Below are 13,142 nucleotides of genomic sequence, written 5' to 3' on the forward strand. Positions count from 1 at the left end.
TTATTTTATCCCAAACTAATAAGAGGCTCAAAAATCCGAGCTATTTTTGGAGAATATAATTGGTTTGTAAGACGGATCGATACCATACTCGTATCCGAAAATTCTTGCTAAGAACTTACACTTCTGATAGCAAGTAGAGGCTAAAAATTACATAGAATTCCCGGAGGGGGAATGAACCCGAATCAAATTGTGAAGAAAATCCAACCGTACCTAGTTTCGATCCTTCTGATCTTTTCCGCTATTTCCTGCGGAACCGTCGCCGAATATAAGATCGCGTATAAAAAACCGGAAGTAGTTTCCAAAACCAGAGGACTGGTTGCAGGAATTTCCAAGGTGGACTTAACTCCTCCTCCCGGTTTACCTTTAGCTGGTTATTCTAAAATGGCAGAGACCGAAAAAGGTTTCCGCACTCGTCTTTATGCTAGAATTTTCTATATTAGAAAAGATGCAAATGAACCTGTTGTGCTAATCCAAAGTGATCTTTTGTCGGGATCTCTTTTGATCCATCACCTGCTCGCAGAACGTTTAGCTTCTAAGACGGATATTTCCTTTGGCGGGATCGTATTTGCAGGAACTCATACTCACTCTGCTCCTGCTAACTTTTACGATAATAATTTTTACAACGAGTTTGCTTCCAATAAACCTGGATTCGATAAGGGCTGGACTGACTTCGTATTGGATCGTTTAACCAACGGAGTAGAAGAAGCTTACAAGTCCGCAAAACCTGCTAAGATCGCTTCTGGAAAAACCGCTATTTGGGGATTAACCAGAAACAGATCTTTGGATGCATATCGCGCAAATAAAAACTCAGGATTCGAAGAATTAAAACCTGAGATCCAGTACCAAGCGATCAATCCTGATTTAGTCATGATCCGTATCGATGCACAAGATAAAGACGGAAGATACAAACCTCTAGGCGCATTTTCCACATTCTCGGTACATGGAACCACAGTGCCGGATTCCAATGATGTTGCAAACGCAGATGTGTTCGCCTACCCTGCTCGAATTTTAGAAAAGAAGATCCGCAAAGATTTTAAACCAAGCTGGGATCCGATCCATGCTCTGAACAATTCCACTCATGGAGATAACTCTCCTGATTACCGTGAAGACATGCAAGGTTTCATAGAATCGAGAAGGATAGGAGAAGCAATCGGAGAAGAAGCTGCAAAACTTTTCGACTCCTTGCAGAATTCCTTAAGTACCGAAGCGAATCTTTCTTTTAATACTAGAGAAGTGGATCTGTATGAAAATCAAAAGATAGGAGAAGCGGAAGTTTGCGATCGTCCTTATGTAGGGACCGCGTTAACAGGTGGAGCGGAAGATGGGCTCACTCCGGTTTTGAACTGGTTGCCTTTTTTTGCAGAAGGTTGGCCTCGTTGGTTTTTGACAGGTGGCTGCCAAGGTCATAAAAGGATCGTAGGTTTTAAATATCTGCAGCCTATTGTTCTTCCTAAATCTAAATTCCCTCATAAACTTCTTTTACAGTCTGTGAAAATTGCAGACACACTTCTTCTTCCTGTTCCTTTTGAAGTTACCAAAGAATCCGGAAAAAGATTTGTGGACGAAGCATTGAAGTCCAGTTCTCAGCCGATTAAAAACGCATCCGTGATCAGTTGTGCAAACGGATATTTCGGTTATGTAACCACTCCTGAAGAATATACCCGTCAACATTATGAAGGTGGTCATACTCTTTACGGGCCGGGCACTCAACCGTTCTTACAGGCGCATCTTTCTGACCTGACTAAAAATCTTCCTGCTGCAGGTGGAAAAGAATCTTTCCCTGCATCTTGGAATTACGAATTGGACCGCTCCGATCGTTATCCGGAAACTGAGAAATCGGAAGGTGTCAGAGAATTAGTAGATTCTCCTGAGCTAATCTTAGCGGAAGAGAATCTGGAAAAACATTGGGTTTTCCGTTATAAAGATGTGGGTCGTTCTGAAATTTCCTTACACGAATCTTTGGTTTCTATAGAATACAAAGAAGGTACTTCGGATTGGAAAGAATTAACCCATGAAGGAGAACCTGTAGACGATAAAGGAGTTGATATAGAAGTCAGAAAAACTTCTAACTCCGGAAAAGGAATGGCGGTTTATCAAGTTCGTTGGTACAATCCGGAACAAATTGCGAAACGTAAATATAGATTTGTGATCCGTCCTCGTGCCGGCCAATCTAAGTTCGTTTCTCCAGAGTTCTAGATATAGAAAAGCGGAAAGATCTTCTTTTTAATTGACAGATAGATCTTTCCGTTCCACAATTTAAAGAGTTGCCGAAGTCTTTCGGCGGCTTCTTTCTACAAAAAACAGTTTCGTTTTTTGTCCTGCCTTTACTTCAGTCTTGCATTCACCGGATCGGCCCAAGACAAAAATCCAAAATCAAACCCAAAATTCCTTTTTGAGAGATCAAAGAGTGTGTTTTTGCATTTAAGGAGAATTCTTTTGAAAAGAAAACATTCGATATTTGTAAATCTATTCCCCAAATTTTTGGCGATCAGCTTTCTATTCTTTGGGATCGTTTCACCTTTCCAGGCACAAACTTTAAGTTATGGACCAAATATTAGTTTGGAACAGGCAAAAAAAGTAATCGCTGCCGCAGAAGCGGAAGCAAAGAAAAACCAATGGAATATGGCGATAGCTGTAGTGGATACTGGAGGAAATTTGGTGTTATTCCAAAGACTGGATAATACTCAAATAGGTTCCATCGAGATTGCTAAAGGGAAAGCTTCGACAGCCAATAATTTTAAAAGACCGAGCCGAGCCTTGGAGGAAGCGATCGAAAAAGGAGGCATTGGCCTCAGGCTTTTGGCAGTCCCGGGAGTTTTTCCATTAGAAGGTGGAGAGCTTATCCTTCTGGACGGAAAGATCATCGGCGCGATCGGAGTTTCAGGAGCTCAATCCACTCAGGATGGACAGGTTGCCAGAGCAGGGGTCTCCGCTTTAAGCTCTAAGTAAGATGGATCCGGGACTTTTTCCTTTCCTGGAGAATCGATTTTAAAAGGATATCTCTATGGATTGGAAAATCTCCAAGTTTAAATCCGGCAAACCTCTCCGATGGGAATATCTAATTCCTCCAGGTTCTGCGAGAGAAACGGAAACTCTACTTTCTCAAATTGTTTCCGATCCATTTCTTCCTAGAAACCATACTCCCGAGTTTAAGGTTTTTCCGGAGAAGTTTGTATTAGAAAAAACGAATTTTCGTCAGGCATTAGAAGTGTTGGTGAGAATTCCCTGGATCAGGGATTTTCGTTTGAACCTGGGCAAATTTGTTTTGGATGAAACGTTTTCCTTCTCCGGTCTTATAGAATCTTTAAGAGAAAATGAGATCTTACCGGAAGGTTGGGGAATCAACTTCCATCCACAAGTTCGAGGAAGAAAAGAAATCTCTAGAGAAGAATTGTATTCCTTTTGGGAAGGATCTTATCCAGGATTGCCGGATTCCGATCTTAAAAATACGGAGCTGAACGCACTTGCTTTAGGAGATAGTATCATACTTTCTTTAAGTTTGGCGGGCGCTCCTATTTTTCAAAGAGGAAACTTTAAACCTCTGTCCAAATCCGCTCCGGTAAGGGAAGATACCGCAGCCTTTCTTTTACATTTATTAAAGAAGAAGATGCCGAACCCTGACGCAGTTTTCGTGCCTTTTGCCGGTTCTGGGACATTCGTCTGGGAGTCAGCTTCTTCACTTTTTAAACTAGGATTTCCTCATTTGGACCGGAGCTATATGTTCCAGGAAATGAAGGAATTTCCTGCACCTAGTTGGGATTTTCTAAAACGTAAGATAGGACCTGAAGAGGAAGGTAAAAAATTCACTTTTTGGTACAACGATTCTGAACCTGAGATCTTCTCCTATCTAAACGAAAGAAAAGAAGAATATCAGAAATTTATAAAACAGTTTTCTTTGAGTCCCGAAAATCGGTTTATTGGGAAAGAAGGGGACTTCTTCTCCTTATCTCCTAAAGAAGTCTGGGAAACCGCAGGCAAACCGGAAAAGATCTGGATGCCTTTGAATCCACCTTACGGTTTAAGAATACAAAAAGGTTCCGATCTGGGTTTGTACAGGCGGATCGCAGAAACTTTAAAAGCCTGGTGGGAACTTCCTGGAGAAGTTTCCGGATTTGTTCTTTGTCCTGATGAAGAGACCTGGTCTTCCTTTTTGAAAGGAATTCATTCTAAATTACAAACAGTTCACATTACTCACGGTGGTTTGGATCTTAGAGTAGTTTATTTTTGATCCTAGATTTTTTGCTTTAAATTTCAAATCAGTCTAATATCTAAATTATTTTTTTATACGGGAACTTCCCGAGGAATATATAAGAATGAAAAAGATCATTTGGTTCAGTATAACGTTTCTATTAGCGGCGAATGTTTTATCTGCAAAGGTTAAATCCGAATTTGTAGAGTACAAACAAGGTGATACAATATTAGAAGGTTTTGTTGCTTATCCGGAAGAAGTTAAAAAAGCTCCAGGCATCGTACTTGTCCATGACTGGATGGGCTTGGGAGAAAATACAAAGGCAAGAGCGGAACAACTCGCAGAGTTAGGATACGTTGCTTTTGCTGCGGATATTTATGGAAAAGGTGTGCGCCCAAAATCTATGGAAGAAGCTTCCAAATTGGCAGGTTCCTTCAGAGAAGGGGATCGCAAATTACTAAGAGCCAGAGGACAGGCTGCGTTAGACGCATTAAAATCCCAACCTGGTGTAGACCAAAAAAGTTTAGCGATCTTAGGATATTGTTTCGGCGGGACTGCAGCCTTAGAGTTGGCAAGAAGCGGCGCCCCTTTAAAAGGAACCATTAGCTTTCACGGAGGATTATCCACGCCGAAAGCGGACGACGCTAAAAATATTAAAGGTAAAGTATTGGCTCTCCATGGAGCGGACGATCCTTTTGTAAAACCGGATGAGGTTTCCGCTTTCCAAGAAGAAATGAGAAGCGCAGGAGTGGATTGGCAGTTCGTTTCTTACGGTGGAGCAGTTCATTCTTTCACGATCAAGGAAGCTGGGAACGATAACTCTAAGGGAGCGGCTTATAATGAAAAAGCGGATAAACGTTCCTGGTTGGAGTTGAAAAACTTCCTGAAAGAAATTTTCCCTTCTAAGTAATTTATCCGAGAAACGGAGGAGAATTTTCCTCCGTTCAGATCTGTTTTTTCCTTTTAGGATAGGAATTAAAAGAGCAAAATGCCCTCATGATTCGCTCCGTTTATCGAGTCGATACCAAAGGTTCCTTAGATTCTCTGGAAAGAAGAGAAGAGGAACTTCCTCCTCCTGGGGACAATGAAGTCACAGTTGAGATCCGTGCCATCGGTCTGAATTTTGCGGATATTTTCGCAATCCAAGGATTGTATAGCGCGACACCTAAAGGTTCTTTTATTCCAGGTTTGGAATACTCCGGTAAGGTAGTCGCCGTAGGTAAGAAGGTCAAAAATTTCAAAAAGAACGATAAGGTCATGGGAGTGACCCGTTTCGGAGCGTACGCAGATTATATCAATATCGACTCTCGATATATTTTTCCACTTCCGTCTAAATGGAGTTTTGAGCAAGGAGCTGGATTTTTAGTCCAAGGACTTACAGCATATTATGCTCTTCTTCCTTTGGGAGATCTCAGAAAGGGTCAAAACGTTTTGATCCATAGCGCTGCAGGTGGGGTAGGGATCTACGCCAATCGTATCGCTAAAAAATTCGGAGCTTGGACCCTAGGTTCTGTAGGAAATCATTCTAAAATTTCTCTTTTGGAAAAAGAAGGTTATGACGCTTGGATCATTCGTTCCTCTCGTTTTCCGGAAGAATTAAAAACTGCACTTGGCGGAAGAGAGTTACATTTGGTTTTAGAATGTATTGGCGGTAAGATTTTCAAATCCAGCTACGAGGCTCTTGCTCCTATGGGCCGGATGGTTGTTTATGGTTCCGCTTCTTTTATGAGCCAGGGCGACAAAGTTAATTGGCTAACCTTAGCTTGGAGATATTTGACCAGACCAAAAGTAGATACCTTAGAGATTGTATCGGAAAATAAAGCAGTAATGGGATTCAATCTGATCTGGCTGTATGAGAAAATTGACGAACTAACCGTTCATCTCAAAGCACTTTTAAAATTAAATCTGGAACCACCTCATATCGGTTCCGTATATCCTTTTGTGGATCTTCCGGAAGCGGTTCGGCATTTCCAAACTGGAAATACTACCGGCAAAGTGGTGATTACTGTCGAATCAGGAAAATGACTAATCGAACGGAAACTAACGAACTTTCTCAATTACTAAAACGCTCCAAGGATCGTTTCGAAGATTATTTAGAAAACGAAGTATATCCACTTTTTAAAAAAGAATCTGCTCCCGAACTTGCGGCTGCTATGGAATACAGCTTGAGGGCCGGAGGAAAAAGATTAAGACCTATTCTTGCCTTTGCTTCTTTTGGGAAGATAGATCGAGATTCTCTTTCTATTGGGGCTGCGTTAGAATTTGTTCATACATATAGTTTGATCCACGATGACCTTCCTAGTATGGACGATGATGATTTCAGAAGAGGAAAACCCTCCCTCCATAAACAATTTTCAGAAGCCACAGCTATCCTTGCGGGAGACGCTTTACAGGCCTATGCGTTTGGCTGGCTAACCCGGATCGATACTTCCGACAAAAATCTGCACAAAGATTTGGTCAGAGCTTTGGCAAAAGGTGCTGGGGCCGCGGGAATGGTCTCCGGACAAATGTATGATCTGTTATTAGAAAGAAATCCTTCTTCCTTGACAGGAACGAAAGAAGAGCTGCTTTCTAAAACTCATAGATTGAAAACCGGAGCGTTGATCCAGGCTTCGTTTTTAATGGGAAATCGTTTAAGAGAAGATTACCAAGAAAGAGAAGAAACCATCGCCGAATATGGCGCTAAGTTAGGATTATTATTTCAGATCACGGATGATATTTTGGATATCGAAGGAACTAAGGAAGATCTGGGAAAAACTCCTGGCAAGGACGGAAAATCCGGAAAGATCACTTATCCTTCTTTATATGGAATGGAAACTTGTAAACGGATGGTTTCCGATCTTGTTTTCGAATTGGAAGAATTAGGATCCGATCTGGATTCTTCTTCCTCTAAAGTAGAAGTTTCCGAATTTCCGGAATTTTTTAAGTCATTACCTTCTAACATTGGCAAAAGAAAAAATTAGACTAGATGACTTGCTCATGAAAAGGGGTTTGGCCGAGGATATTGCCAAGGCCAGAAGTCTGATCTTATCCGGCTCTGTTCTCGTAAACGATAGGATGTCCGACAAGGTAGGCACCCTATTCGACGAATCCGTAGAGATCCGGATCAGAGAGATCATTCCGAAATATGTAAGTAGGGGAGCTTATAAACTCAAAGCTGCATTCGAAAAATGGAATATTTCCGTTCAAGGAAAGCTCTGCATGGATTGGGGAGCTTCTACCGGAGGATTCACTCAGGTCCTTTTGGAAGAAGGAGCGGACCTAGTATTCGCTTTCGATGTTGGTTATGGACAAATGGCTTCCAAGATCGCGATGAACCCTAAGGTCTCCGTTAGAGATCGATTTCATATCAGAGATATTAGCTGGAAATTATTGTCATCCTTATGGGTGGAAAAAACGGACAGAAAATTTCCGGACGAGATCTTTCTAGTCATGGACTTAAGTTTTATTTCTCTTCGAACTGTTCTTCCTGTTCTTACCGAACTCAAAAATAAAAATCCGAACGTTCACTGGAATATAGTCAGTCTGTTCAAACCTCAGTTCGAAACGGAATCCAGAAATCTTGAGAAAGGGGTATTAAGAGATCCTTGGATACGTTGGAAAACGATCCGTTCTTTTTTGCGATTTTTGAAAAATGAAATTAGAGGAAAAAGGATAGGCTTAGAAGATTCCCCGATTACCGGGAGAGATGGTAACCGGGAAATCTTGGTGTACTGGACCCTCTAATTCAACCGAAGGTCGCGTCTAAAACCATAGAGACTCTAGATCCGATCCCCGGTTTTTTTGCCTTTCCATCCACACGAACGAATTCGTAATCCTTAGGACGAAGGAAGAATGTTCTGGCTTTAAATTCGAAAGTGAAACCAGGCCAAAGAGTAGTGTTTCTACCGGAACTAGTATTGTACCAGCTTACACATCCTCCGGTCAACCAAACGGATTTTCCCAAGCGTCTTTGGATCTCTGCGTTATAACGATCCTGAACATCTTTGCGAACATCTATAAACTTTATGTTTTTATTAAGTAGATAGCGAATTCCCTGAAGAGCGTATTGCACTTGGGATTCTATCATCAGGATCATAGAACTATGGCCTAAACCTGTGTTTGGACCTACGATCATGAATAGATTAGGAAAGCCGGAAATTGTAGTTCCGAGATATGCTTCTGCTCCGTCTTCCCAAACGTCTGCTAAAAGTTTTCCATCTCTTCCCCTGATCTCAAAAGGAGAAACTGCTTCTGCAGCTTGGAAACCTGTGGCAAAGATGATCGCATCTACCTTATGTTCTACTCCGTCCTTAGTTTTAACTCCGGAAGAAGTGATCTCTTCTATACCATCTGTAACTAATTCAACGTTCTCTCTATTTAGAGCCGGATAATAGTCGTTGGAAAGTAGGATACGTTTACATCCTATCGTATAATTCGGGGTTAATTTTTGTCTGAGCTCTTCGTTATGAATGCTCTTGTTGATAAAACTTTTGGCGAACTTCTCGAAAATTTTCATTAGCTTAGGATTGATCGCAAAGGCTAATACTCCGATTTCGTTCAACCAATAGATCGCTTTTCTAAACAGCCATCTTAACGGGGGGATGAATTTAAAGATCCCTTTTACGGAGCCTGAGATATTACTATCCGGCTTTGGGATGATCCAAGCAGGAGTTCTTTGGAAAAGTTTTAATGTTCCTACAATTGGAGCGATAGTAGGAACGATCTGGATCGCACTTGCACCTGTTCCGATTACCGCTACCTTCTTCCCTTGGAGATTATAGGTATGATCCCATTTCGCAGAGTGAAATTTTGCACCTTTAAATTTATCTATCCCTTTGATATTTGGAAGAACAGGTCTGCTTAAACCGCCAGTACCGCTCACTATAGATTTTGTTTTGTAGGACTTCCCACTTGTAGTGTTAATTTCCCAAAGTCCTGTTTTTTCATCAAACCAGGCTCCGCTTACTTCTGAGTTTGTGCGAATATAAGAACGGATCCCAAAACGGTCCGTACATTGGTTCATATAATTTAGTATTTCTTCTTGAGGGCCGAATAGTCTGGACCAATCCGATTTAGGTGCAAAAGAAAAAGAATATAAATGGGACTGAACATCGCAAGCCGCCCCCGGATAGGTATTGTCTCTCCAGGTTCCCCCGATCCCATTTCCTTTTTCTAAAATTACAAACGATTCTATGCCCGCTTGTTTCAATCGAATCCCCATACATAGTCCCGCGAATCCGGTTCCTATGATGACTACATCATATACCTTTTCCGCTTGGGAGTTCTGGTTAAGGCTCGGTCTTTCTAATGTCTGAGCTGCCATTCTTCTTCTCTCCTCTAAACATTCTTTCCGGAGTTCCGGCGTTTTGTTGGAAATATAGAATACAAGATTTTTCGGAAAGGATCGTCCGATCTTAGAATTTGATACTGGGAAATGTTAATAAATTCCGGAATCAGTAAGGAATTTCAGTCTGTTTGCGTTCTTATTTACTTAGGGCTAGCAAAACTGATCTTTTAATAATCTCTCATAATTCTTTTAGAAATAAAAAAACCCCGGTTTTAAAAGCCGGGGTTTTTTCCTACATTGAAATGAAAAGAGAGGATTATGGGCGAACCGAAATCACTTCGTCTTTGTTGATCAAAGCAACGATGTGTTTGTATTCCGGGGAATCCTTTCCATATTTCAGCTCGGTAGCGCGGAGAAGGTGGATGTTTTTCTTGTGACGGAATTTGAACATCTGGTCTTCGCTAGCTCCACCGTATTTCTTGATCATGTTTTCCTCGAAAGCGTAGCAGCTTGCAAGATACTTGTGAGCTGGGTATTCTTTCTCGTTTTCATTAACCTCGATGTAGAGTTCCAGTATAGGAATACACTGAGGTAAGTTTTGTAGATCGTATTCAGTAACAATCCAAGATCTGTATACATCGGAGAGAAGTCTCTTGAACTCGGCACGTTCACGTAAATCCGGGTTCTTGATCTCATCCAAATGATTGATTGCCTTGGTGAAATAATTCAATGCTTGTTGTTTTGCTTCCAACTTTTGGCGGGAAACGACACGATCCTCGCGAGCTTTACGGTCGACCTTTTGCCAGTACCATTTCTCGTCTAGACGTTTCTTTTCCGCTTCCTCTTTACGGTACTGCTCAACAGCTTCCCTCATCTTGAGGACGGTATTCACTCCGGATTGATAGCTAGTCAGGGCCAGGCGGAACTTGTTGTTCGCGAAAGCCTTAGAAAGCTGATGGAGTTCTTGGAAGTTCTTGTCGTAACCTTTGAAGTCAGGGTTCTTCCAGATCGCTTCCTGCTCCTGGATTTCTTTTTTACGTTTCTTAGCTTCTTCCGTTAGATTTTTGTCGTCGTCTTCCGGAACGAGCTCACCTTTCAGCAGTTCGTCGATCTTATCAGCTGCCGCCTTGGCATCTGTAGTATCCTGCCCCCCTTGGTTCTGTGCGAACAAGGAGAGGTTGAGTCCGACCACGGCCAGAAGAACGAATATAGTCTTCATCACCTTCATAGTGCTCACACCTGTGCCTTCTCTTTCAAAGATAGGATTTAGAAAAAAGACAGCAAAGTCCTTTTCTTCTGTTTAACTATCGGTCAGGGACCTTTAGATATAAACCTGGATTAGAAAAAATTTCCCATTTTTCCTATACAAGGGACATAAACGAGAATCTTTTTACGATATCCATTAGCGAAATTCTATCATTTTTCGCTAATTTTGTACCCTAAATCCGTTCAGGATACTCCTCCAGGATCTTGCTTAAAGCAGAACTTGTCAGCAGATTTTTAGGAATTCCTAGGAAATGATGTGTCCTTAGATTTCTTTCTTTCTATTACTTCCCTTTCTTCCAGTCTGGATCTAGACCATGAATTTAAAGAATTTAACCCCGATCCGAGAAGGTTCTCCCAGCTGCAAGTTCTGTGCGGGAGTCGGATTTCTTTTGGAAGAGAATGTAAAGAATTCCAGCTCTGGAGTTCTGTTACTTTGTTCCTGCGTCGGAGAATCTTGCCCCTGCGGTGGTAAGGCTCCTTATATGGTCTACGACGAAAGTCAAAATAGAATGTTACCTTGTGTCTGCCATAACGCTAGAATGGAATTGAGCAGGGTAGAATATTTGGTGAAGAAGGCGGGGATCCCTGCGAGATACAAATATAGAACCCTGGATCGGATGGACACTACCGAACTTTCTTTCCTAGCAGCTCACGACTGGGCAAATGATATCGTAGTAAAATGGAAAGAAAGAGAAAGGGCGCAACAAGGTCTGTATCTTTGGGGCGGAACAGGTTCCGGAAAAACATTACTTGCCTGCGCAATCTTAAATGAACTCATTCTTCGTTACGGATTGGAATGTAAATATGCAAAGATCAATCGAGACTTTCTTTCTACCATTCGAGACAGTTATCAAAAAGAAAGTGAACTCCATGGAATGGAGCAAACGATTAAAAAACAATTCACAGATGTGGAAGTTTTGGTTTTAGACGACTTCGGAGCAAATAAAGAATCCGATTGGGCTAATTCTCAGTTATACGATCTAATAGATGCAAGATACGAAGAAGAGAAGGTAACCATTCTCACTTCCAATATTCCTCCTTCCGATTGGAAGGACAAAGCAGAAGGTAGGATATTTTCGAGATTGATGGAGATGGCAAAACAAATCCATTTGGATTGTCCGGATTATCGTCTAAGTCATAGCGCTTTCGGAACTCATTGATGGATAAAAATAATCACATCGCATTTCTATGCTTGGGAACGAATTTGGGACATCGAGAATTGTATCTTTCGGATGCGATCCAAAAGATCAGTGCTCATCCCGAAATACAGATCCTAAAAAAAGGGACCGCTTTAAATACGGAAGCTCTAGAAGTTACTGACCAACCCGATTTTTTAAACCAACTCGTACAGATATCCACTCATCTTTCTCCCAGAGAACTTTTGGATTTTCTACTCGGCATAGAAAATGAAATGGGAAGGGTCCGCACAAGAGACAAGGGCCCTCGAGTCATAGACATAGATATTCTATCCATCGACGATATGAAGATCCATGAGAAGGGTTTACATCTTCCCCATCATAGTCTGTTTACCCGTCCTTTTATATTAGAACTTTTAAATGAACTCGGAGAAGGTTCCCTGATCCAAGCTTTCGGGAATCCTTCGGAGGGATGACATGAGAGATGTTAGCAAAGTATTTCCCAGAGGACCAAAACCTGTAGAGAAAAAGATCACTGTGTTGACCTGCTACGATTTTATGTTCGCTCGGATCTTAGAAGAATCCGGTGTGGATTGTATTCTAGTTGGGGACACTCTGGGTGTAGTCTACCAAGGCCAACCGACCACCTTGCCGGTTACCTTGGACGAGATGATTTACCACGCAAAGGCTGTCAGAAGGGGCGCCCCGAACACATTTGTGGTCGTGGACCTTCCATTTCTAAGCTATCAGGTTTCTTTGGAAGAAGGGATCCGCTCTGCAGGAAAGGTAATGAAAGAAAGCGGATGCGACGCCGTAAAATTCGAAGGCGGCGGTCCAGAGATCCTGGAACTTATCTATAAACTGGAAAGAATAGGTATCCCTGTTATGGGACATATAGGCCTTACTCCTCAATCCGTGAACGTTTTCGGCGGACACAAAATCCAAGGAAAAGCGGAAGAAGATAAGGCAAGATTGATAAGCGAAGCAAAGGGTATCTCGGATGCAGGAGCATTCTCCATCGTTTTCGAGCTGATCCCTTCTGCTCTTGCCAAAGAAATTTCCGAATCTGTCCCAATTCCTACGATCGGGATAGGAGCCGGAGCCGCGACCGACGGACAGGTGCTGGTAATTTACGATTTTCTTGGATTGAACAAAGGCTTTAAGCCTAAGTTCTTAAAAACTTTCCTAAACGGATACGATGATGTCTCGAACGCAGTCAAAAATTATATTCAGGAAGTGAGAAATGGAAGTTTTCCGGGGCCGGAACATTCTCATTAAACTC

General features: G+C 41.9%; 12 protein-coding genes. 10 read left to right on the forward strand and 2 right to left on the reverse strand.

All coding sequences use genetic code 11. The features are described from left to right. Positions 1-171 precede the first annotated feature (171 nt). From LPTSP_RS15215 to LPTSP_RS15245, 7 genes are all read left to right on the forward strand, one after another. Positions 172-2,196 carry a neutral/alkaline non-lysosomal ceramidase N-terminal domain-containing protein gene (locus tag LPTSP_RS15215; protein WP_108929524.1) on the forward strand — a complete coding sequence of 675 codons (2,025 nt, stop codon included), beginning with the start codon at positions 172-174 and terminating at the stop codon, positions 2,194-2,196. A gap of 240 nt (positions 2,197-2,436) precedes the next feature. After that, positions 2,437-2,949, forward strand: a complete 513-nt coding sequence (locus LPTSP_RS15220) for a GlcG/HbpS family heme-binding protein (RefSeq protein WP_108929525.1) — start codon at positions 2,437-2,439, stop codon at positions 2,947-2,949. A gap of 55 nt (positions 2,950-3,004) precedes the next feature. After that, the gene (locus LPTSP_RS15225) at positions 3,005-4,228 is read left to right on the forward strand and encodes a hypothetical protein (RefSeq protein ID WP_108929526.1); all 1,224 of its coding nucleotides are present in this window, start codon (positions 3,005-3,007) and stop codon (positions 4,226-4,228) included. Between the two features lie 85 nt (positions 4,229-4,313). Continuing rightward, the gene (locus tag LPTSP_RS15230) at positions 4,314-5,099 is read left to right on the forward strand and encodes a dienelactone hydrolase family protein (RefSeq protein WP_108929527.1); all 786 of its coding nucleotides are present in this window, start codon (positions 4,314-4,316) and stop codon (positions 5,097-5,099) included. 86 nt (positions 5,100-5,185) lie between these two features. Then, entirely contained in the window at positions 5,186-6,214 is a 1,029-nt protein-coding gene (locus LPTSP_RS15235; protein ID WP_108929528.1) for a zinc-binding dehydrogenase, read from the forward strand. Continuing rightward, entirely contained in the window at positions 6,211-7,152 is a 942-nt protein-coding gene (locus LPTSP_RS15240; RefSeq protein WP_108929529.1) for a polyprenyl synthetase family protein, read from the forward strand. Before LPTSP_RS15235 ends, LPTSP_RS15240 begins: the two co-directional genes overlap by 4 nt. After that, positions 7,133-7,915: a TlyA family RNA methyltransferase gene (locus tag LPTSP_RS15245; RefSeq protein ID WP_108929530.1), complete on the forward strand. Its 783-nt coding sequence runs from the start codon at positions 7,133-7,135 to the stop codon at positions 7,913-7,915. Before LPTSP_RS15240 ends, LPTSP_RS15245 begins: the two co-directional genes overlap by 20 nt. A gap of 1 nt (position 7,916) precedes the next feature. Here the strand turns inward: LPTSP_RS15245 and LPTSP_RS15250 are convergent, their stop codons facing one another. After that, entirely contained in the window at positions 7,917-9,494 is a 1,578-nt protein-coding gene (locus LPTSP_RS15250; RefSeq protein WP_108929531.1) for a flavin-containing monooxygenase, read from the reverse strand. 280 nt (positions 9,495-9,774) lie between these two features. Continuing rightward, positions 9,775-10,686 (reverse strand): flagellar coiling protein FcpA, encoded by a 912-nt coding sequence (gene fcpA / locus LPTSP_RS15255; protein WP_008589523.1) that lies wholly within the window; start codon positions 10,684-10,686, stop codon positions 9,775-9,777. A gap of 352 nt (positions 10,687-11,038) precedes the next feature. On the opposite strand from fcpA, the gene zapE reads away from it, so the two are divergent. The 3 genes from zapE to panB are packed head-to-tail and all read left to right on the forward strand — an operon-like array spanning position 11,039 to position 13,138. Then, positions 11,039-11,884, forward strand: a complete 846-nt coding sequence (zapE, locus tag LPTSP_RS15260; protein WP_108929532.1) for an AFG1/ZapE family ATPase — start codon at positions 11,039-11,041, stop codon at positions 11,882-11,884. Then, positions 11,884-12,336, forward strand: a complete 453-nt coding sequence (folK, locus tag LPTSP_RS15265) for a 2-amino-4-hydroxy-6-hydroxymethyldihydropteridine diphosphokinase (protein ID WP_108929533.1) — start codon at positions 11,884-11,886, stop codon at positions 12,334-12,336. Before zapE ends, folK begins: the two co-directional genes overlap by 1 nt. Before the next feature lies 1 nt (position 12,337). Then, positions 12,338-13,138 (forward strand): 3-methyl-2-oxobutanoate hydroxymethyltransferase, encoded by an 801-nt coding sequence (panB, locus tag LPTSP_RS15270; protein ID WP_108929534.1) that lies wholly within the window; start codon positions 12,338-12,340, stop codon positions 13,136-13,138. Positions 13,139-13,142 lie beyond the last annotated feature (4 nt).

Source organism: Leptospira johnsonii, from assembly GCF_003112675.1.
In the GTDB taxonomy this organism is placed as follows: Bacteria; Spirochaetota; Leptospiria; order Leptospirales; family Leptospiraceae; genus Leptospira_B; species Leptospira_B johnsonii.